The 20871-nt window shown below is 59.7% G+C and carries 18 protein-coding genes and 2 pseudogenes; 5 read left to right on the forward strand and 15 right to left on the reverse strand.

The annotated features are described in order from the left end of the window. The first annotated feature begins 687 nt into the window (after positions 1-687). Positions 688-2445 (forward strand): diadenylate cyclase, encoded by a 1758-nt coding sequence (locus VIK36_RS20305; RefSeq protein WP_324643404.1) that lies wholly within the window; start codon positions 688-690, stop codon positions 2443-2445. Between the two features lie 118 nt (positions 2446-2563). On the opposite strand, the gene VIK36_RS20310 is transcribed toward VIK36_RS20305, so the two are convergent. Further along, positions 2564-4165 carry an LA2681 family HEPN domain-containing protein gene (locus tag VIK36_RS20310; protein ID WP_324643405.1) on the reverse strand — a complete coding sequence of 534 codons (1602 nt, stop codon included), beginning with the start codon at positions 4163-4165 and terminating at the stop codon, positions 2564-2566. Positions 4166-4316: 151 nt separating this feature from the next. On the opposite strand from VIK36_RS20310, the gene VIK36_RS20315 reads away from it, so the two are divergent. Continuing rightward, the gene (locus VIK36_RS20315; RefSeq protein WP_324643406.1) at positions 4317-4763 is read left to right on the forward strand and encodes a hypothetical protein; all 447 of its coding nucleotides are present in this window, start codon (positions 4317-4319) and stop codon (positions 4761-4763) included. 235 nt (positions 4764-4998) lie between these two features. Here the strand turns inward: VIK36_RS20315 and VIK36_RS20320 are convergent. From VIK36_RS20320 to VIK36_RS20350, 7 genes and pseudogenes are all read right to left on the reverse strand, one after another. After that, positions 4999-5346: pseudogene (locus tag VIK36_RS20320) on the reverse strand (chromosome partitioning protein ParB); the annotation flags it as partial. A gap of 224 nt (positions 5347-5570) precedes the next feature. Then, a complete protein-coding gene (locus tag VIK36_RS20325) occupies positions 5571-6134 on the reverse strand; it encodes a hypothetical protein (protein WP_324643407.1) in 564 nt (187 codons plus the stop codon). Positions 6135-6179: 45 nt separating this feature from the next. Further along, positions 6180-6755, reverse strand: a complete 576-nt coding sequence (locus tag VIK36_RS20330; protein ID WP_324643408.1) for a matrixin family metalloprotease — start codon at positions 6753-6755, stop codon at positions 6180-6182. Between the two features lie 577 nt (positions 6756-7332). Beyond that, positions 7333-8319, reverse strand: coding sequence for a site-specific integrase (locus VIK36_RS20335; protein ID WP_324643410.1), 987 nt, complete (start codon positions 8317-8319; stop codon positions 7333-7335). Then, on the reverse strand, positions 8273-9577 hold the full coding sequence (locus VIK36_RS20340; RefSeq protein WP_324643412.1) for a hypothetical protein: 1305 nt from the start codon (positions 9575-9577) through the stop codon (positions 8273-8275). Before VIK36_RS20340 ends, VIK36_RS20335 begins: the two co-directional genes overlap by 47 nt. Positions 9578-9734: 157 nt before the next feature. After that, entirely contained in the window at positions 9735-10916 is a 1182-nt protein-coding gene (locus VIK36_RS20345; protein ID WP_324643413.1) for a tyrosine-type recombinase/integrase, read from the reverse strand. Between the two features lie 226 nt (positions 10917-11142). Then, a complete protein-coding gene (locus tag VIK36_RS20350; RefSeq protein ID WP_324643415.1) occupies positions 11143-11265 on the reverse strand; it encodes a hypothetical protein in 123 nt (40 codons plus the stop codon). A gap of 405 nt (positions 11266-11670) precedes the next feature. On the opposite strand from VIK36_RS20350, the gene VIK36_RS20355 reads away from it, so the two are divergent. Both VIK36_RS20355 and VIK36_RS20360 read left to right on the forward strand, forming a co-directional pair. Next, complete coding sequence (locus VIK36_RS20355) at positions 11671-12849, forward strand: amidase domain-containing protein (RefSeq protein WP_324643416.1); 1179 nt, start codon at positions 11671-11673, stop codon at positions 12847-12849. Positions 12850-12864: 15 nt separating this feature from the next. Then, on the forward strand, positions 12865-13281 hold the full coding sequence (locus VIK36_RS20360) for a hypothetical protein (protein WP_324643417.1): 417 nt from the start codon (positions 12865-12867) through the stop codon (positions 13279-13281). 169 nt (positions 13282-13450) lie between these two features. Here the strand turns inward: VIK36_RS20360 and VIK36_RS20365 are convergent, their stop codons facing one another. The 5 genes and pseudogenes from VIK36_RS20365 to VIK36_RS20375 all read right to left on the reverse strand — a co-directional run bounded on the left by VIK36_RS20365 (position 13451) and on the right by VIK36_RS20375 (position 18185). Then, the gene (locus VIK36_RS20365; protein ID WP_324643418.1) at positions 13451-15529 is read right to left on the reverse strand and encodes a tyrosine-type recombinase/integrase; all 2079 of its coding nucleotides are present in this window, start codon (positions 15527-15529) and stop codon (positions 13451-13453) included. Then, positions 15526-15897, reverse strand: a complete 372-nt coding sequence (locus VIK36_RS22130) for a tyrosine-type recombinase/integrase (protein ID WP_420716230.1) — start codon at positions 15895-15897, stop codon at positions 15526-15528. Before VIK36_RS22130 ends, VIK36_RS20365 begins: the two co-directional genes overlap by 4 nt. Continuing rightward, positions 15779-16651, reverse strand: coding sequence for a tyrosine-type recombinase/integrase (locus VIK36_RS22135; RefSeq protein WP_420716277.1), 873 nt, complete (start codon positions 16649-16651; stop codon positions 15779-15781). The genes VIK36_RS22130 and VIK36_RS22135 overlap by 119 nt, the downstream gene beginning before the upstream one ends. A 71-nt stretch (positions 16652-16722) precedes the next feature. Beyond that, positions 16723-16947, reverse strand: a pseudogene (locus tag VIK36_RS20370) (chromosome partitioning protein ParB); the annotation flags it as partial. Between the two features lie 188 nt (positions 16948-17135). After that, on the reverse strand, positions 17136-18185 hold the full coding sequence (locus VIK36_RS20375; protein ID WP_324643419.1) for an LLM class flavin-dependent oxidoreductase: 1050 nt from the start codon (positions 18183-18185) through the stop codon (positions 17136-17138). A 175-nt stretch (positions 18186-18360) separates the two neighbouring features. Here VIK36_RS20375 and VIK36_RS20380 point away from each other — a divergent pair, with 175 nt between their 5' ends. Next, positions 18361-19335, forward strand: a complete 975-nt coding sequence (locus tag VIK36_RS20380) for an alpha/beta fold hydrolase (protein WP_324643420.1) — start codon at positions 18361-18363, stop codon at positions 19333-19335. A 1-nt stretch (position 19336) separates the two neighbouring features. Here the strand turns inward: VIK36_RS20380 and VIK36_RS20385 are convergent, their stop codons facing one another. Together VIK36_RS20385 and VIK36_RS20390 are read right to left on the reverse strand one after the other, a co-directional pair. Beyond that, on the reverse strand, positions 19337-19771 hold the full coding sequence (locus tag VIK36_RS20385; protein WP_308209020.1) for a hypothetical protein: 435 nt from the start codon (positions 19769-19771) through the stop codon (positions 19337-19339). Between the two features lie 93 nt (positions 19772-19864). Then, complete coding sequence (locus tag VIK36_RS20390; protein WP_324643421.1) at positions 19865-20779, reverse strand: intradiol ring-cleavage dioxygenase; 915 nt, start codon at positions 20777-20779, stop codon at positions 19865-19867. Between the last annotated feature and the right edge of the window lie 92 nt (positions 20780-20871).

Raw genomic sequence — 20871 nt, forward strand, 5'->3', positions numbered from 1 at the left:
AACCGGCGCCGAGCACAACGAAGAACAAACCCATCACGTACCAAGTGAGCGACGCAGGAACCTCGGCGAGCTGGAAGACGCTCGGAAACTGCAATAGGGCGAGCCCGAAGGCTAGACACGTGATGGAGTAGACAGTTCCCTCAATCCAGTTCCTGACTTTTCTGTTCTGGGCTGTAGACAACAGCAAGTACTGCCGAGTTGCTTCATTGCCGGAACGCAGCAAGTCATTTCGGAGATAGCGAGCGTGTGCGCTACCAGCGTCCCCTGGCCCGAGTTCCCCAACGGCCTTCGCTAGAGCGTAGGCCTCCGTTGCGATTGTGTGTGCCCGTCTTCGCCCACTCGACTCCCGAATCTTCAGGAACAAAGTCACTAGGGACACCGCGGGCGCGACGACGGCAGCAGCGATAGTCAGGGCATTCCTCCCAAGTTCGTTCCAGTCCATGATTTTTCCTGCCTTATCCACGTCAAAGCCACTAACTAATGTTGCGACGCGTTGTGTTTTGAAGTCGGGTTGGGACAAGCGTAGGACAGGGAGCGCCTAGGACCCGCTAAAGCTGGGGCAAAAGGGTCGCTACTGATCGAGAAGCTACCCAAGAGCGCGGTGGGCGTGGGGCCCGGCCGATACACTGCCTTCGGTGACCGCCCCTTCCCGGTGGGTCAATTTACTCAGTGCTATAGAAGGTGCAGATGCGCGACACTATTCAACAGTTCATGTGGGGTTTCCAGCCGCACTTCAGGTCTTCGCTCACTTTTCTCGCGAAGCACGCCCTTTCCTCAATAGGCGTAGAAGTGGCGCCCGAAGCTTACTTGGTTGGTTTCCGTGAAGCCGGAAACGGGCCCTGGCCGATTTGTGTCGAGCCAGAAACGGGACCGTACTCTCCCGACCTGCTGGGGGACGTGCTGCAGAATGCGGACCAACTGTACGAGGTGCATCCAGATCGCAACGTTCTGCACACACATCCTGACGTCCACGAGCGCTTCGTGCGCGGCCTTGTCGAATCATGCCGGATGAAAGCACTCAGCTCGGCCCTGGGCAATTCTGATACCGAATCTGAAAGAACGTTCTTTGTTGGGTACCCCGGGCACGTTGGTGACTACCGCGTCTATCCTGTCATCAGCGTCCTCAGAAGTCGCTGGGGCCTTTACCCACAACTGGACAAAGAGCAAAGCTTCTCCCGAATATCAACGCGACCTTCACTTCAGTCGGCTGTCCTGTGGGAGATTTTGGATCTGGCCACAAGTGCCTTGGGCCGGGCGCAGCCACCGCAAAGTCTCGGCCGTGCCGGGGATAATTCAGCTGATGTTGTACGGCATGCTGCGCACGATTTCGTAAATCGGCTGGTTACGGTGCACGGGGATTGGATGGGCGGTGGGTTTCCCGAGGCCATGGAGGCGGTTGCCGCGCAACCTTATGAAGGAAGGACGGGTATAGGCACCATCGTTCTCGCCAAGGAGGGACATCCCCAGGTCATCACCGACATCCGCTTTTCTAATCCAATAGTGCTTAGAGAGACCCGCTCTTTCCGCAAGGCACTTGAGATGACCGGAGTGAATCTTCATCTCCTCAGCGACGGCATCAAAGCGTATGGCCTCGGCCGCGTATCAGATGGATACAAAAAGGAGGCCGAGAACCTCTATTCCGTCAAAGTCGTTGGCCGTGGTTCATGGGAGCTTTCCCACGTTGACTCACACCTTCTCCGGCTTGACTATGGAATGGCGAAACTTCCTCAGGAGAGAATCTCGGAGGAGAAGTTTTTCGACACCGTCGAACGGGTTTTCCATGAAGACGGCGACGCTCGAGCATTGTGGGAGCTCACCCTTGCTGCCGCCGAGCAGCAACACGGAACCATGCTGGTCATCCATCGTGAGGCTGAGCTGGAAGCAAAGAGGCTAGCACCACAGGCTCTTGCCATAGAACCACGCCCCCTAGAATCAGAGGCCCTAGCTTCGCTAACCGCGATTGACGGCGCCATCCTTGTCGCTCCAAATGGACACTGTCACGCAGTTGGTGTCATCCTAGACGGCACTGCGGTGACCGGCACCGGCGATGCTGCGCGAGGCGCTCGTTACAATTCGGCCGTACGCTATCACCATGCAATGCCAGAGGGCTCATGCATCATCGTCATAGTCAGTGAGGATGGAATGATCAACCTCCTCCCTAGCCTGGCGCGCAGAGTTAAACTCTCGGCAGTCGAACACGCAGTTCGCAGTTTAGAAGAGGCTTCAGAGGGAGATGTCGAGTTCGAAAAGGCCAGTCGGCACGACAGGCATGTAGCCGCATTGGCCTTTTACTTATCCGGCGAACAATGCAATCGCGTCAATGCAGCCCGTGAACGAATTGAGGAAGCCCGTGAACGCTCGGGAAGTGCGATCACCAGAGTCGGATACGACCTCGTGAAGCCTAACCCCAAGATGAATGACTCATACTTCCTGCCTGAGGAATAGCGACGTGCTAGAAATCAGGCAGCACTTCCGGACGCGCCTGACGTCCTAAACGTCATCTCCTGCAGGGAAGATGAACAACAGAGAAGGACGACACAACCCCTGCAGAAGGAGGCGCGCTCTACATCTGTTCAGGAAGGGGAAGGCTCATCAACTGTGCCTTTTGTTCATCTGATTCCTTCTCAGTAACCAGGTCAATCAGATAGATATAAGCGGCACGGGCCACCCGAAGCGATTCGTGGCAGGCATCAATCAACTCCATAAAGTCGACTGTGCTATGCGTATCCTCGGTGACGCCCGTAGCCTCCCCATGAGTCAAGTGAACCAAACGATGAGTGCCGGCATTCCGAAGCAATTGCGCAGCCGGGTATAGTCCTTCCGGACAAATGTCGAAAGAAAGCTCAGCCAGCGCGATCGCTGCACCATAACCATCCACGGGAAGCGGGAGCTTCTTCCTAATGGCACCAGAGCCGTTGTCGAACCAATAGTTGCGGAAGGTGATGTCCCCAGGACGCAGACCCGTTTGAAAGTGCTCATTCGCTGCGACCGCTATTTTGTCCAAAAGGTCGAGGCTAGCTCGCTGAGCAAGTATCAGCATCGCCGGGGGCTCTCCATACAAGGAGTGATCAAGGGTATCCGCATACCAACCGGTGTCCTCTCGATGTTGCTGATACAGCGAATCCAACAGCATCATTTCCCCGTTGAAAGCAAGTCGGCGCACTGTAAGGAACTCTGCTTTGAGCACGTTCATGGAGGAAAAGATGGGTGGAGGATCCGGCTCCCCGAGACGGACGGTGACGCCGTCAAGGCCAGCACTGTCCCACCTAGGCTCGTCTGAGCCCAGTCCTTCAACAGCCAAAGTCAGCGCCAGCCTGTGCTGTTTGATCCACCTTTGGTAGTCGTTTAGTTTGTCGCCTTCGTGGCTGATATGCCCAGGGCTGTCGGTGAGCTCTAGAGTGTCCCACCGCTGCGCCGTGTCCTCTCCAGCAATTGCCGCTGTGTGCCTCCGCAACTCCTTCGCCTTCTTTAGGTAGAAGTCATAGACCGCGGCGTAATGGCCTAAGAGTCCGTGCCCACGATTGATGCGACGACGCAGAAGCTCTGCCGCGTTTCCCGCCGCATTGCCGTTGTTTGGATCCGCCTCCAAAGCGTCCGTATAGCACTGATATGCCTCAACCCAACGCCCGGATTCGTCCAGGGAGTTACCCAGGTTACATAAGGCTGTCGAACGGGCCGTCCCGTTCAGATCCGAGCTGTTCGCAGCACGGACATTTAAAACGCGCGTGCGACGGACAATTTCGCGCTCCTTCAATCGGAAAGGAGTTCGTTTCCCTGCCTTAGTTTCAGGTTTTGCGCGGTGCTCGGTCCAAGCCAGATAGTGAATCGATGTCAGTGCATTTGCGAGGTTGTAGGCTGCCGAAGCTTTGGATCCTTCATCCACGTTCTCCCCGTCAAGTACGTCCTGGGCCCATGCGATTCCACGATTTATTTCATCCACGTCGGATGCATCACTTGCGACATCTATCTGCAGCGACGACAGGTGCAGGAGCATCCTCATGCATCTTCTGGCATCCGCGCTTCCGGAAAGAATCAGTTCCTCTAGGCCGGTGTGGATGGCGTCGAGTTTCTGCATTGCCACCCTTGGCTGCCACATCCATCTTGAGCACTCGCTGATATCGCGTGCCAATTGCTCGAATTTCTGGCGCCCTTCGCGACTCTCCATGCCGACTCCCCCTGTTGAACCTGATGACCCAACGACGTGGTTGGGCCAGATGACTAAACAGTATCGGCGCCTACCGTCAGTTTTAGCTGTATTGACCGTTCGCGGACCTCGCACCTCACAATGAGGGGACAACCGGCATTCCAAGCGATACTTGTCTGACCATCTGGCTTATTTTTTCCTGCGCTGCTTCGAGGCTGATCTCTATACCTTCGAGTTCGCCCAGCCAGCCGCGATCTTCGGCTTCTATCTTCCGTATCCGAAGGGCTTCTATAAGTTCTTCGAGCCGGGCTCGTTGTGTTGGATCGGGGCGCAGCATGGGGCATCTGATGCAGGCATGTTCGTGTATGCAAGGAGTCCCATAGGCCCGTCCGCAACTGCCGAGTTCAACCTTTCGCTTTTTGAAGTGCTCGTGAAACTCGCTGATTTCGGCGTCTGTAGGTTCGATGTAATCATCGGCAGGCCGCATCGCCGTGCGCCTGTCGAGGAAACTGCGGAAGTGCCCGAGCCCAGAAATCCTGCAGATACCGCTCCACACTGGGAACTCGCGCTTCGTCAGCGTCTAACACTTCCCAGTACGGCGAAACTGGCAAGGCTTTAACGCTGCCAACGGACCGAAGGCCAACAACAATGCCGTGATTCTGAATACCCATACTGCAGCCTCCATTGGCTCAGTCGTCCGAGCTATCAACCCTCAGGGTCTGACAGGTCCTTACTTCACGTGATTCATGCTGCTGCAGAGCAGTGACATCTCCTTGGCCCGGGAGGCAGCCGTCGTTCCCGTCAGTGATCGTTTGCCTACGCGAGGGAGGTGACGCTGCGTTAGTCCGGTCAACATATCCCCACGTGACCAGCCGGTTGAGGTAGTCACGGTGGCTTTGGTGCGGTGACCGCCATGTGTCCTTGGCGATGGTCTTTTCGTACCCTGCGCAGATCAAGGCGATCATGGAGAACTCGGGCCGGGCGGTAGTGTTGGCGACGTGGTCGCGGAGGGGGTTCCAGCCCCAGCGTCCTGCCTTGTCTTCAGTTTTGGCTCCGATCATGTCGGCGGCGACTTCGCCCTGGTAGCCGCTGGCGGTTTCGGGGTGGTGGGTGATGGCGTGGACCGTGAAGTAGTGCGAGCCCTTGGGTGCCTGCTTCCGAGCCAGCAGGTTCTTCACGAACTCCCGGCGCACGACACCAGCTTCTCTGCACTTTGCAACCGGCATGGATTCGGCTCAGGCGCAGCGACATATCACTTTCTGCAGCCATCAAACGGGTCTTGAGAACGGGGCTTTCTGGTCGTGTGACTGCTTGCCTCGAGCCGGGTCGGTCAAGGGCAGTCGCACGCGAAATTGTCCTGTGGAGCCTGACCATACCCCTGACTCTTTGTTGTCGGGGGCATGGTCAGGCCTTGTGGTTCCGGCGGTTAGGAGTTTCTTACCGCAGCTGCAAATTCTGCGGTTGTCCCGGTGAATTTCACCCCACCAGGAGCGAATGGGGTGACCTTGTCGTTGGCAACCTCAAATCTTCCCGACGGTCCTCCAATCACGTAAAAGAGGCCGGGTTCGGGTTGCTTCAGGAACAAGACGGCTTGTTCTGAAACCTTGAACAGCGGGTCATCATCGGTTTGGTGAAGGACGCCATCCACGAGTCCGCCAGTCTGGCGTACGGTCAGTTTCGCTCCAACAGCCACAATATTTCCCGGGTCGTGGACCACCTGTTCAACGGTAAATTCGAAATCAGTAACCGGAATGGTCTTGATGCTTGACTGTCCGATGACGCGCGTAAAGCTGCCCCGGACCGCGACCGCACTATGCGCCTTGAGATCGCCCAGGTTGTTGTAGGCCTCAGCCCAGCTGGCGTCCATTCCGACCGTTTGGGCAGATGTAGTCGCACTTGTGTTTCCCGGTGTGCTCGAACAGCCGACCAGGCCTGAGACAGCAGCGATAGCGACCATTGCTGATGCCGTCCCGGTCACCAGCATCCTCATGGAGTGAGTCTTCATAATTTTCATCATCCTCTTGGGTCGATCGTGTTAGTACAGGGCAACGGAGCCGTTGTTGTCATCCGCGGTGGGCATGTAAATCCCGCAGGAATTACGCGTGGGTGTGTTGGGAGTCATCAAAACGCCGCCATTAGTGTGAGCAAGTCCGATTGCATGCCCCAACTCGTGCGCGGCGACTCCCTGAATGGTGGCTGCCGAATACCCCGACGTGTAGTAATAGTTCAAATAGGCATTGGCATAGCTGAAACAGTTCCCGGTTGAACACCCGTGCCAGGCGTAATAGGTAATACCGTCCCAGCCGACGGTAGAGCTGTAAGCGTCGTCGACAGTCAGCGCACCACTACCCGCGTTCAGATAGAGGTTGTCCGGGCTGGCATTCCACGCCCAGCGCCCGTTGTCCCAGCCGGTGATATTAATGCCGTACATGTTCGGCTGATACTGCACGCTGATGTAGGCGCAGCACCCGCTGATGGGCGTGTTCTCCCATCGGACCCCTTCAAGTGAGTAGGCCTGAGCCGGACTCATTCCCAGTACTGATACCAGAAATATCGCCAATCCGGCTGCCATCCCTCTTAGGCCCAAAATACGCTTGTTTCTGATTGCCACGTGCATAATTCCTTCCTCAAATGAAGACGGGTGCAGTGGGTGCCTCACTTCTGGCAGGCAGGCAAATATGGCCCAACAAATGGAATTTAGGTGGAATTGAATCCAACAAGTTCCGCAATCAGCAGACATCAATAAGTTCTGGATACCCCATAAGTTCGAGGTCGATGAGTGCATGGACCAGCTTCGTCTCGAAGGCTGGATCTCGGCGTAGTAGCTCTGGCCATCCCCCTGAAGCAGAGGATTCTTGCGAATTACACGCGTTTATCCGGCATCGTTGCCTGAAATGTTCTCCCCCAATTTCCCCCCGGATACCTCTGTATGAGATATGGGGTGAGAATATTCCACTGGATGCCGCGGCACAATAGCTTTAAAAATATTCAGTCGAATCTTTACATGACTGCAGTTCGTGAGTGAACGCCTCGATCCCTGACACCTCTAGCCTGGAGAGCATCCAGAGGTTCACTGGGCTCGCCGGCGGTTGCCCGAACCAGCTTGCCGAGTGTTGAACCCGTATATGGGTCTGTGCCGAGTATCGGAGATTTTTGGGCCAGCTCCGCCCCCTGGCGCGGCGAATTAGCTACTTCTCAGATCGGATTGTTGGGATACCTAGCATCGTCTGCCCGAACCCACCGAGTCTTTGAGCGTCGGCGCGTTTCTGTTTGAGGAACTGCATGGTTAGCTCGATGCCTTCTATCTCCCCCAGCCAGCCTTTCGCGTGGGCCAGCTCGCGGCGCGCTATGAGATCGATGTGGATCTCGTCGAGCCGGGAGACCATGTCAGGCTTCACGTGGAGCATGGGGCATCGGATGCAGGCGTGCTCGTGTTCGCACGGGGTGGCGTAGGGTCGTGCGCAGTCCCCGAGCTCCACTTTGCGTTTGTCGAAGTGTTCTTCGAACTCAGCCCATTCGGTCCTGCTTGGAGCCTTGTATTCCCGTGCTGGACGGGCGGCGCGCCGCTCGGCGAGGTGTTTTTGGTAGTGCCTAACGACGTCTTCCCGGAAGACCGTGACGTAACCGTGGGTTGTTTGAATATCGAGGTGTCCCAGAAGTGCGGCGCCGATGTGGATGGGTAGGCCGTTATTGACCAGGTCAGAGGCCAGAAGACGGCGGAAATCGTGCGGTGTGAACCGGCAACCGCCCAGCTCGGGATGGTCGAGGGCGACGGCGTCGCTGAGTTTGGCCAGTTCATCTCGGAGCGTTCCCGCGTTGATTACCTCGGTGCGTTGTCCGATCGTGCGTTGGAAGAGGAACGGCAGCGGCTCGCTGGTGACTCTTTCCGATGGGTTGAACCGGGTCGCCAGTGGCACGTTCTCCCTGTTCCTGGTCAGGCGCCGGATGATGGTGGCGATAACGTGGAAAAGGTCGGGGCTCATGGGGATGACTCGTTCCCGATCATTTTTTGAGGGAGCGACGACCAGGAGTGCGACGATTTCGCCGTTCGGCCGGATGTATTGACGGATGCTCAGCTGCGATAGTTCCAGCAGTTCGTCGCACCGGAGGCCGGTATGCCTCAAGGTCTCAACAGCCGCCCACTGCCAAAACACGCCATCCTCGGTGAACGTCACATTGATCTTGCGGTTGGTGGACAGGTCGAGCACGCGGACGTTCGATACTCCATGGAAGCGGCGGTGCCTGGCGTCGCCCTCGGTGTAGGCGTTGATACTGTTTGCCGCCGACGGTAATGATCTCGTCTTTGCGGGTTTCGCCGGCGACTTTCAGAAGTTCCTGGAAGTGATCTTTGCGTTCTGTGGCGGCGGCGATGAATGCCGGGAGTACTGGCTGGAGGAGGCGGATCCTAGCGTCCATGCGTTCTTTTGCGCGGCGGGCGGCTTTGCCCAGCGTCCGGGTCTCTCTGCCAGCGATCGGGCACGGCGCTACCCATCGGGCCCAGCGTTCTGGTTCTTCGGCCGCCCAGCCCTGCAGGTCGAGATAGAAGGCCCTGATATTCGTCATGACGGCTTCGAGCTGAAGGCGTGGCTTTCCATCGCGGCGGACAGCGACAACCGCCCGCCAGCTTTCGTAGTTCTCTTGTGAGATGACGAAGGTCGCTTGGCCGGGGTTGATCTTTTGGAGGCCGTTCCAGAACTTCCCGCAAATGTCTTCTGAAAGGTCCCGTAAGGTGGCGTAGTCGATGTCGTGGCTGCGCCGGGTCAGGTAGGCAACGAAGACGTCGCGGATGTCCGGATTAGTGACGCTGTGCTTGTCGACCAACTCAGCCGGCGTCTGGGCCGGGGATCGCATCGCCGCGCGGAGAGTTGGCGGGACCTGGGCGGGAAAGTGCCCGGATTCGGACATCACCCGCCAGGCAAGGTAACCGACGTGAGTTTCATACCCGCCGCCCCAGCCGCCCTCGCGCGTGGCGATGGCGTAGTGCAGCAATGCTTCTGCGCTCAGGTCAGCGAACCGGATTCCCTGGGTCGTCAGTGCTGATGCCACATCCATCCGGGCGCAGCGTTTGAAGTGATCAGATGTGTCCTGCTGTTCAACCAGGGCAAGGAAGCGGTCCAGATCAGGATCGTTTTGTGCTTGCTCAAAATGCTCGTGGTAGCGGTAGAACGAGTTGATTTTGAAGGCTTCCAGTGAAGGGCGAACGACACGCAGACAGCACAGCAGCATCAGAGAATGCCCCAGCTCGCCGTCAAGACGGAAGTTTCCCGTGGTCAGCTCGCGTATTTTGCGGTGACCATCATTGAACCCCGACGAGATCCATTTCTCCTGCCAGGTCCGCCCGGAGTGCCTCACGAGATAAGACAGCAGCCATTTCAGCCCGTGGTGGCGCAATGATTCACGTGGCTGCGTGCGGGGCCATATTGTGTCGGTCAAGGCGATGATGCTCTCGGGGCTTGCCGTGTCCAGATCACCGCGCGGCCATGGCGGAGTTGCCGGTCTCGGCGCCGGAGCAGCGATGATGACGGTTTGGTTCCGGGTTCTGCCGGGAACAGCTGCGTTTATCGGCCGCTGTTGTGGTCGTTTAAGGGCCTTAGGCACCGAACACCACTGAGAAGTCGTCGGGGTCGTAGCCTGGGGTCAGCGTTGGTTGGGGCCGTGGGGATGCAATGTGCTCTTGTACTTTTTGGAAGACCTCATCGACCCGAGGCCGCAGATAGGGAGCCATCGAGGAGACTTGTCGGTGCCGGCTCACGGCCATGATTTCAGGCAAGGTCAGACTCGGGTCCGAGACCATGCGGTTGATAGTCGTGTGCCTGAAGTCATGCAGTGACCAGTCCGTGCCCAGCACTGCATTCACCCGTTGCAGCATTCGTCGAGCAGCGTGATACGTCAACGGCCGTGGTCTGCCATGAAGCGCCCGCCAGATCAATTCATCCGGCCTGGCAGCTCCGTGCTCATGGAAATACAAGGTCAGATACTGCAGCGATTCCGGTGAGACAGGCACCGGTTCCATCACACGGGATCCTTTTGATACGACCCACACCCGCTGCCCGGCCCAATCGACCTGATCGCCGTGGACGCCGAGCAGCTCACTCGCACGGGCCCCGGAGGACACATACATACTCACTAGGGCACGATCACGATTGGTCCGCAAAGCCTCCATCAAATCGTCGAAAAGATCATCCGGGATGGAACGGGGCAGCCATTCGGACTTCTTCTGCCGCAAAGGAGCCCGACTTGCCCGTGGCGCTGGTTCGATCCGGCCTCGATGGACGAGGCGCCGCCGCCCCGCAGCCTCGGGGACCGGGTTTATCAATGGTCCACGGCCGAAGCGTGCGTGGTAGGAGTAAAAGGACGAAATCACCGACAGGGCGTGATTGATCGTTGCCGGTGCATAGCCCCCGGCCAAGGGACGCTTACCCGTGCGCGAATTCCTGCCCCGGTTACCGATCCCCCGCCGCTGAGGATTCACCGCGGACCGCATCCACCCCACGAGGACCTCGACGTCCGCACGAGTTGCCTGCTCCCACCCACAGCCGAGCAGACCAAGAACGCGCCACCACCTGAGCAAGTCATTGCCGTAAGAGCGGACGGTCAAAGGGCTCATATCGCTCAGAACGAGATCACGAAGGAACAACGAAAAATCCTCGATCTCTTGCCCCTTGTCGTCAATGACGACATAGGGCAAGAGGCCCTCCGTTCTTGGGACCACTACGCCTATCGCCATAAGGCCAATCTGTCCCTCGAGCAGTTTGAGCCGCACTTCGTCCACGAGAACCACCTCTCCGGAGAACCCTGATCCAGACTCTACGACGAAGTTCAGTTAACAGGACGGATTCCATCGCCTTGTTGTTGGCGATCAGGGTCTTCCGCTCGGCTTTCTGTTCCTCGGTCATGGGGCCGGACTGTGCCTGTCGGCCGCCGTCGTAGCGTTCGTGGCGCGGGGTGAAGCCGAGTTCTTTCCACCCGTTGATGACTGGTCTGGCGGAGTGGTGGCCTTACCAATTGCGCTGGATGACGTAGGCGTTGGCCTCGTCCTCGGTCGCAGGTTCACCGTTGGCCCGGTTCGCGGCCGAGACGTACAGGGCGTCTTCATCGGCGTAGCGGCCCGCGTCCTCCACGATGGTCTTGCCCTAGCCTTCGAGTTCGGCGATCAGCGCGGCATGTCGGGTTCGTCGGCGAGGACTGATTCAAGTTCCTCGGTCGCGTCGGGGTCGTCTTCAATTATCTGGACAACCGGGAAATTCCAAGGATCTGATTATGACAAGGCATTCGTGTCCGCTCACTCACGGTGCGCGTCATCGGCGCAGATCACTGGTTGAAAGGCAGGGTCATCCAGCACGAGCCGATCCTTCAGGGTCTGGTCCTGGATTTCCGGGACAGCTCAGAGGGCTGAAAATGGAACTCTTGAGATGAAAATAAATTAGTTTTTACGAAACGCCCCGCAGGCCATTATTCAGTGCTATTTTTCAATCAGCCTTTCATGGGGGGAGGCGGTCAACGAAGATCGTTGAGGGGGACGAATCGTGACAAAAACTAGACATATTAGTGCTGCCTTCATTGCCTTGGGAGTAGCGCTGACAGCACTTCAACCAGCAGCTGCAACAGCATCAACTGAACCAGCTAAGCCCGCCACGGTAGACACAGGCGAACTCTCCATATCGCTGCAGGAAGCTATCCGGGACAGGAATCAGCAGATGGTTGCTGACGGAACCGTGACATCCGGATCGGCACAGATGCAGCGGTTCAGTATCAGAGCTAAAGGAAAAGTCTCTGCTGAATACGAGGAGCTCAGGGCCCGGAAAAAGCGCCTGGCTAACTACGGGCAGGCCTATTCCAACATAAAGACGACTTTCGAATCACAAACATTCGAAGTCCTGGGAGACACCGCGACAGCAGACGTCACCGAAAAAACTGAGATGACCTATACAACGGGCGGACCTCCACAGACCTACATTTACGAGCAGGTTGTTGAGTTCACCAAGGCCGATAACGGGTGGGTCATTGACAATATCAAACCTAAGTCACCTAACGGGACCCCGCCATCAACGGTTGTGAGCGCAGAACAACTCGCATACGCCAAGAATCCTCCTGGTTCACAAGCTGCTCTGAAGATCGGCACAGGCCGAGTGGCAACCCCAGCGAAGGCTGTCGCGCCAAATGATCATGTTCCGGAGACCAAGCCAGCCGTTGGCCCCAAGACAGGCGCCACAACACCTTCTTTGATGGCGGGTTACGACTACACCGCGATGGTCAACTATGCCCGATCTTGGGCTCTGGGCCGGAATGGGGCTTACAGGCAATTCGGCAACGACTGCCAGAACTTCGTTTCCCAGTCGCTAAAGGCAGGGGGCTGGCAGGACCAGGGGGGCTGGTACCAATATGACAGTAGCTGGTGGTACGACTGGGCAAACCAGACCTACTCGTGGACAGGGGCACAGAACTTTCATAATTTCGCTGTCGGACAAGGCCGCGTGACATACCTCAGCTATCTAAACGACCTTGGTCCCGCCGACGTGCTGCAAGTGCACTGGCCCGAAGGAACCCCCGACGTTGACCATTCCATGTTCGTTACTTACTCACCATGGAGCGCTGGCACACGCGATATTCGGGTGAGCTACCATACCAACGACGTGCTCGACAGAAGCGTGTGGGATCTCTATGCATCGTTCCCATACGCAACCTGGTATGGCCTCCGGACTTAGAGAATTGGTGCAAACATGCGAACGTCAAGATCGATCGCCCTCTCAGCCGCCGTAGCAGTACTCGTTACGCTCAGCGGCTGCGACAAGACTTTCGACCCGGACATGGGACAGCGGAATTCAACTGCCGAGAAAGTTATCGACGCAGCGAAGGAAGGCGACCGGCAAAAGCTACTCGATCTCGCTCTGCTAGAAATGCAGGGGCGAGAAGCAGGAGCTGATGCTCTCATTGCCGACGCCAAGAAGCTCGATCCAGCAACTTCAAAAGTTGAGTACCAAGAGCATCACGGCGCACCTGACAACTACATCGTCACAGCTACGGATAGCCAGGGACATGAAGTTTCATTTGAACTCGACTGGAGCGAAGCCAGGTGGCAGGTGGCACTAGGAACAGCTGGGCCTGCTAAGTCCCCAGCCGCTTCAACCTCACCGTAGGCCAGCTCGTCACCAAAGCCCGTAGCCGACGTTGGCCCCGCTATCCAAGGCCGCAGCACGCTTTCACCCACAGACAATGCGCGCAGGCTGCCAAGCCCTGCGCGCATTGTCGTGGTCACTCCATTTCGCCTCCACCAACTGTGAATGGCACTCTCGATACCACTCGACGTCAGGCCAAATCCTGGAGTAGAGCTCGAATCCTTTCCTGGGCGGCCCTATGGCGTTCGACTTCTCGAGGCCAGCCGCGGACCTCAGCATCCGCAATGAGTTCTTCCTGTCGTTCAAGCCGCGCCCGTAGCCTGGGTGCGTATTCGGTGGTGGTGAGAAATTTTGGGCAGGTGAGCATCAATTCGCATTCGCATGGCCCTTCTGCTGGCAGTCGCAGGCAGTGGCCGAGCTCGAGTTCGGTTTTGAGGAAGTTAGTTTGAAGCCAATGAATGGATTCGTCGTCAAGCTTTCCAGTCATCAGAGCTTCCGCCGCTGGGCCAGCAATCCGGTTACCTGACGCCAATGCTTCCTCATACTGGCGACGCACTATGGGGTCGGAGATCCGGCTGTAGATCATCGACATCGAGGCGCTCTTGTGGCCCAGGATCGTCATGATGGTTTGAATCCGCGCTCCTCCCTCGGCGAGCTGCGTGCCGAGGGTGTGGCGAAGCCTGTGTGCGCTAACGGTCCTGGTTCCCTTGGAATCGACGAGGCCGGCAGCTGTGCACGCCTTCTCGAAGGCGTCATCGAAGAGGGTCGCCGATGACAGGAGTTTGCCCTTGCGGACGAAGATGTAGTTCTCCAGCCGGCCCGTGGTGGCATCACGCCGCGCCACTGCCTTCATCGCCTTGGCCTGATTGATTGCCTCCTGCAGCGAAAGGGCCGCGTCAGGGTGCAGCGGGATGAGGCGTTCAGAGTGACCTTTCCCGACCGGAATCCGCAGTCTCGGGTGGCCGCTGGCATAGGCGTCAAGGCAGTCCCACGTAAGCCGCCGGATTTCGTCCCGTCGTGCACCGGACCACCTCAGCAGCAGCAACGCTGTCCGCTGCAACGGGTCGGTAAGTCCTTCTATCGCGGCCATCAAGGAGTCGAGCTCGTGCCGGGGCAGGTAACGGGGAACCGTCTCCAGTCGGCGAGGCGCGTCCCGGGTAGTGAGCAGCGGTCCACCTGGAACATCGTCCCAGCCCCACATGCTCGTATCGCGACAGAACGCCCCGATGGCATTGATCTCATGCTTGCGGGTGGTCACCTGCAGCGGTTGCCCTGTGGTCTGACTCGTGTAGGTGGGTAACCAGCGGAGGTATTCCTCAACCAAGGTCCGATCCAGCTGGGCCAGGGATATGACTTCTGGGTGTTCCCGTCCGAGCCAGTTCACGAAACGCCGCAAGCCCTCCCTGGCGATCCGGACCGTCTGAGGGCGGTCCAACTGGGCCTCAAGACGGGTGGAAAGATAGCGCTCAACGACTGCCCGTATCCGGGGTGGGCAGGGTTCCGGGAGCAAGTTTTCCTCCCACCCCTTTCTGCGTCTCGTGCCAGAAGTCGGCGGGCTGGTGACCTGCCCGATGTTGAACAGCAGGACGTGCAGACAGTGGACTTTCGCCAAATGGGCTTTGGTGAAGCGTTCCCCGGCGTTCTCACCCGTCATTTGCCAAGGGGACTTCTGATAGAGAGCTGCCCGGAGCTGGGCGAAGTCCTCCCGCTGACCAAAGGCCCGTATCTGCTCTGCCATAGCAAATAAGTCCCCGGCAGTGATTGCCGTGATGTCGGGGTCACCACGATGAAGCAGGAGACGACCGATTGCCCAGGTGAGGTTCGAACGCGCAGATTCTGGGATGTATCCCAACTCATCCAGCTTCGTTACGTGGGACTCAAAGAGATCCAAGTCCACTCCGAGCCCCTTTCCGCCCGCTTGAACGCTGAAAAGTCGGGCGTACTTACGGACAAAAAGGAACTCATACCCCAGCCCAACGCCGCGCACGAGGGCCAGATAGACCAAATACCCACTGGCATCGAATGTAGCCGTGCGCCCATTTGCGCGAAGGGGTCCACCGGTAAAGCCGGCACGAACAAGAAGAGGCGCCTGGAACCATTCCTCCAGATCAGGCCACGCCTGAACAAATCGACGATAGGACGCCATCCGCTCGTAGCGGGCGGCGTAGTGCGGGATAAACGCCTTGACCCACGCACTGTACTCCGCCTCCGTAGCATGGCGGCGTGCAGTAGGAGCGGTTATCCGTGCCGTTACGCTTGCAGTGTTCATTGGAGGGCACCCAAGGCGGCGCGATACTCATCGCGGACCTGAGAATCCGACACCCTGGTGTAAATCCTGGTCGACTCCGGCGAAGCGTGGCCCAGACGTTGTTGGAGTGCCAACTCCCGCATGCCCGCTTCCCACATCAGGGTCGCGTGTGTATGACGCAAGGCATGCGGGGTCTTCTCAGGTGCCCGCAATCCGAGCATGCTCAGCCGGCGAGCGAACATCCGCACCAACGCGTCGTACGAAAGCGGCTCACACGATCGGGCACCGCGGCCGCCGACCGGGAAGAGAAAGGGGCTCTTTGACTGGGACGGGCGTTCGCGCATGACATACCGGTTCACGGCGTCCAGGGTTCGGGGGTTCCAAGACATCAACGACGCGTTCCTGGCGGGATTTCCCCCTCGCGCCACGTGGATGGTCATCGCGTTTGCGGATGGTGACGCGCCGACGTCCGTACGAGACGTCCTCAAGGTGCAGGCTTAACACCTCCCCTGGGCGCAGTCCCCCGTCAAGCATCAGCAGGACCATGGCCAGATCCCGCAGGCAGGTCATGCTGTTCAGCAGGGCCTCGACTTCCCGTATTGCCAAGGGGCGGGGCAGTCTAAGCGGCAGCTTGACCCTGATCTGTCGCCTCATCGGCTGCTGCCTGCTTGCACCGCCAGTGAAGGGACGGTGCCGCTCTCTCACCATGGCCCATGCCCGGTCAGGTTGCCGTCGCATGGGATTTTCGGCGTCGAACATCTCGGCGACAATGGCCCACTCGTAAAAACTTGATACGGCAGCCAGCACACGGGCAACAGTGGCCGGAGCCAGTAGCCGGCCCTCGGGGCCAGTCATGGCAAGACCAAGCCGCTGAGCTGGCCTCCGGCTTGGACGCCGCCTAAGCCAGCCCAGGAACTGCAAAGCTACAGCGGGACGGAAATCTTCCCAGTCCGTGTCGGTTTCCTCGAGGAATTCAAACAGGTTCTTTAGGTCGAAACCGTATGCAGCGGCAGTGTTCGGGCTGCCTCCGGAGTCCAGGATGTGTTGCAGGAACCTGCAGACAGGGACCACCGCTGCCCCGTCAGGATCCAGAAGCATCACGGCGGAAACCGTCCCGGATGACTTGGTCGTTACAACCCGCATCTGCGTCACCTTTCCAGTGCAACACCCCTCAGCCCACTCGACTGAGAGGCGCGCAGTGTCCACATAAGAAAGAATTCGGCCAGAATCAGGGCTTCTTCGATGGTGCAACTCCTGCCCAGGGCGGCGTCCCCGGCGGTGGTGGACTTGGCCTTCAGGGCGTCCTCGACGGTGATCTTAGTCCGCCCGGTTTTCTTGGCGATCTGCGCCGCTGACACGCCGATCAGGGAGAGCTGGTGGTAGGCCTCGGCTTCGTCTGCCTCGGTCAACGCGGAGCGTTGGATGTTCTCGACCACCCGCGCGAGCATGCATTCTACTTCCTAGGGGCTTCGGTTCTCTTGTCGCGGATGCTTCTCCACCTCGCTTTAGCAGCCGCCTTCACCGACGCATCGCGATCTTCGTTTACTCGATCTTCCCGTTCAGGTTGCCCCGCCTTTGCACTGCAAGAAACAGCTTCCTGTGCGGGCTTGTCGATCACCCTGGATGCCTACGACGCCGCGCTGCCATTTCTTGGAGCCCAGCCCAAGGCCGGCCCCAGCTTCCCTGCTATATCGGTCAAGATCTGAACGTACTCCTCGTGGTCGAAGCTGAAGGGCAGCGCGAAGGCAACCTCATCCACCTCCTGGAACCCTGCGTGTGCATACAGCTGCTCAGCAATTTCCTCGCTGGTGCCGATGAGATCAGCCGCGAACATCATGCCCCTCGGCCCCTGCGGAGCGGCAGTCCGCGGAGTCCGTTCGTCCACATACCGTTGGTACTTCTCCCTCTGGGCCGGCGATGCCGAATCAGTCGGAATCACCACCAGCCCCTGCGACACCCGCGCCCCAGCATGTCCCGAAGCCAAAGCGGCTTCACGAAAAGCCCGGATCTGCGACTGCTGCACCAAGGCGAAGTCCGGTTCCTGGTCCTTGTCCGGAAAAATCACGCTGCTGGACAGCAGGTTGAACCCATTGGAACCGGCCCATACCGCTGACTTCGTGCTGCCGGCCCCGTACCAAAGGCGGTCCCGCAGCCCGGGAGAGTGAGGCTCCACACGGTTGGAGAACTCCTCCACCACGCCCTGCTTGCCGGAGAACTCCCGCACCGGCTCCCCCGCAACCAGCCGCGCGAACCGCTCCACCCGGGCGTAGCTGAAGTCCTCCACCTCCGCAGTGTCCGGGTACAGCTCATGCTTCACCGTGTCGTACTGCATCGGCTCGCCCACGCTCACGCCGGGATTGATGCGCCCGCCGGCGAGCAAATCCACGGTGGCCAGGTCCTCGGCCAGGCGCAGCGGGTTCTCCCAGCCCAGCGGCGTCACGGCAGTTCCCAGCTCAATCCGCGAGGTCCGCTGACTGGCGGCGGCCATCACCGCCACAGGAGAAGAGATCCCGAACTGCAGGTGCCGGTGGCGGAGCCAGGCACTGTCGAACCCCAGCCGCTCCCCCAGCTCAATGATCTGCAGCGTCGATTCATGCCCCGCGGCTGGATCAAGAGGATCGAACAGCCCAATGGTGAGGAAGCCAAGCTTGCGCAAAGGACGGTCGGGGTGCGGCATGGCTTCCTCCAGGATCCGGGGACGTGGTTTGGTGTTCAGACTAGGCGCTCAGGCAGAGCATGAACCAACATGTCCCACGGCCCGGCGCCGCATGTAAAGACAACCTTGACGGCGCCGTCCACCAAGGCGTTAGGCTCACCACGAGCCAGCGACGGCGCAGGCACGGGAGGAACACATGTCACTGCAGGAAATCGAGTTCACGTCCGCCAACGGCCGCGACACCATCCAGGCCTGGGTCTACGAACCCATCGGGCAGCCCAAGGCCATTGTGCAGCTGATCCACGGGCTCGGCGAGCACTCCCGCCGCTACCTCCACCTCATTTCCACCCTGGTGGACGCCGGGTTCATCGTGGTGGCGGGCGACCACTCCGGCCACGGGCGCACGGCAATGCAGCAGGGCACCTGGGGCGACGCCGGCGAGGACGCCGCCAGCGTGGTGGTCGCGGACGAGGTCACCCTCCAGGCCAAGGCCAGGGAGGCGCTCCCCCCGCTTCCCTACGTGGTGTTCGGCCACAGCTGGGGCTCCATGATCGCCCGCGGCATGGCCGTGGACCCGCGCACACAGCTGTCCGGCCTGGTCCTCTGCGGCATCGCCGCCCAGATGCGCGGCATCGAGAAAATGGTCGACCGGCCCGAACTGGAGCGGCTTGCCTCCGGCGAGCGCGGTGCCGAGCCCGCTCCCCAGGAACTGGTGGGCCAGCTCTTCGACGGCTTCCTGGGCCGTTTCGGCGAAGGCGCGGGCCCCACGGCCTGGGTCGCGCTGGATGCGGACGTCGTCGCCGACCACGGCAGGGACCCCTTCAACAACTTCGGCGCACCGCTGAGCGCCCGTTTCCTGCAGGGCTTCGTGGACCTCTACGACCAAGTCACCTCCGACGACTGGTACAAACAGCTCCCCGCCGAACTCCCCGTCCTCATCCTCGCCGGTGACCAGGACCCCGTGACCAACTACGGCGAAGGCGCCTACCATGTGGCCAACCGCCTGGCTGATTCGGGCCACGCCGACGTCCGCACCCGCGTCTTCCCCGGCGTCCGGCACGAGGTGCACAACGAACCCACCACCCGAGCCGAAACCGAACGCGAGACGGTCGAATTCATCCAGCGCGTCACGCAGCCACAGGAGTTCCGCGAACCGTCAGCTGCACAATGAATCAGGCCGCCCGACTCACGGAGGAGCCCTTGGTACGGTTCCGGTCCAGGATCAGCGCGAGGGCGATCCCGAACATCCAGACGTCCTTCGCCAGCACGGTGCCTTGCTGGCTGGGCCTGATCCCGTCCTCCAGGGTCATCTCCGGAATTCTTCGGTACATGGTCAGAAGCGATCCGGAGAAGAGGCCAAGGCCCAGCCCCGCCAGCCGGCTCGGCACGAACGGTGCCAGGAGTGCCGCGCCCAAGGTCATCTCGGCGTAGCTGAGCAGCTTTCCAAACGTTTCCGGCTCCATCCGGGCCACCTGCGGGTACACCTTGGCTCCCATGCCCTGCATACGGGCTGCGCTGTCCTTGTCCAGGTTCCGCTTGCTGTAGCCGGCGTTCAATATGAAGGCTCCGGTGGCCAGGCGGAGCGGAATGTGGCTCAGTTTCATCATTGTTCCCTTCACAACGTGCGTGGGGTGATGCGTGAGAGCATAGTTCGCCCGGCTATGCACCGCCAGAGCCGGGAGGGTGTTGATCGTTTCGTCCTAGATGGTCACGTTGAGCCCGGCGGTATAGCCGGCAGCCGCTGACCCGGTCATCGTTGCCAGCTGGTAGATGCCGCCGTCGTTCCCGAACACGTTGTCCGACTTGAGCGTGGTGCGGGTCATGTTCGTGACGCTGCGCTCGTACCCGGGGGTGGCGTACACGTCGTCGCAGGCCGCCTGCGGCAGCGCGATCTGGGAGACGGCCAATACCTGCCCGGCAGCGGTGGCATTGTTCATGGACTCGAACACCTCGAAGTGGATGTGCGGCCAGCGCCCGGAGTAGGCGGCCGGGAAGATCGACGTGAACGTGACCTGCCCGTTGGCGTCGGCTTCCTGCACGCCGCGCAGGTAGTTTTCGTTCTTCAGGCTCGAGTCGTACATCGAGTATTTTCCGTCCCGGTCGCAGTGCCAGGCGTACACCGCGGCGCCGGCCATCGGGGTGCAGCCGTTGGCGTTGTCCAGGAGGGTCAGGGTGAAGGTCAGCGGAACGCCCTCCGCCTTTGCGGAGGCAGTCCCGAAGCTTGAGGTGATGTCCTTCCGCACCACCCCGGAGGCTTCCAGGACATTCGGCCCGTTGGAGCCGTCCCCCGGATAGGGGCCGGCGGTTTCCTGCGGAATTTCCACGCCGCACTCAGCGATGGCCCGGGTCAGCGTGGGGGTGGCGGTGACGGCGTCCGTGGCCGTGGCAGATGCCGAGGAGGTGGCGGCCGTCGCCGTGCTTGCTGCCGGCGAGGCAGAGCCCGTGGTTGCGGCGGGTGTGCAGGCGGCGAGCGCGGCCACCGCACCGCCTGCACCGAGGAACAGCCCCAGCGACCTGCGGCTCACCAGGGTGTTCAGGTCGAACTCCAGCCCCCGGTCGTGGTCGGGGTGCGGCTGGTCAGAATCGGGCTGGCGGGGTGTGCGTGAAGTGGTCATGATGCAAGGAAACCGCACGGGGCTATGCCCTGGGCCGGTTGCTGCTGTGCCGTAGCTGTGCGTCCGGACGGGCGCTTCCCCATAGGAAGCCA

The organism is Pseudarthrobacter sp. LT1 (assembly GCF_035621795.1).
GTDB lineage: Bacteria > Actinomycetota > Actinomycetes > Actinomycetales > Micrococcaceae > Arthrobacter.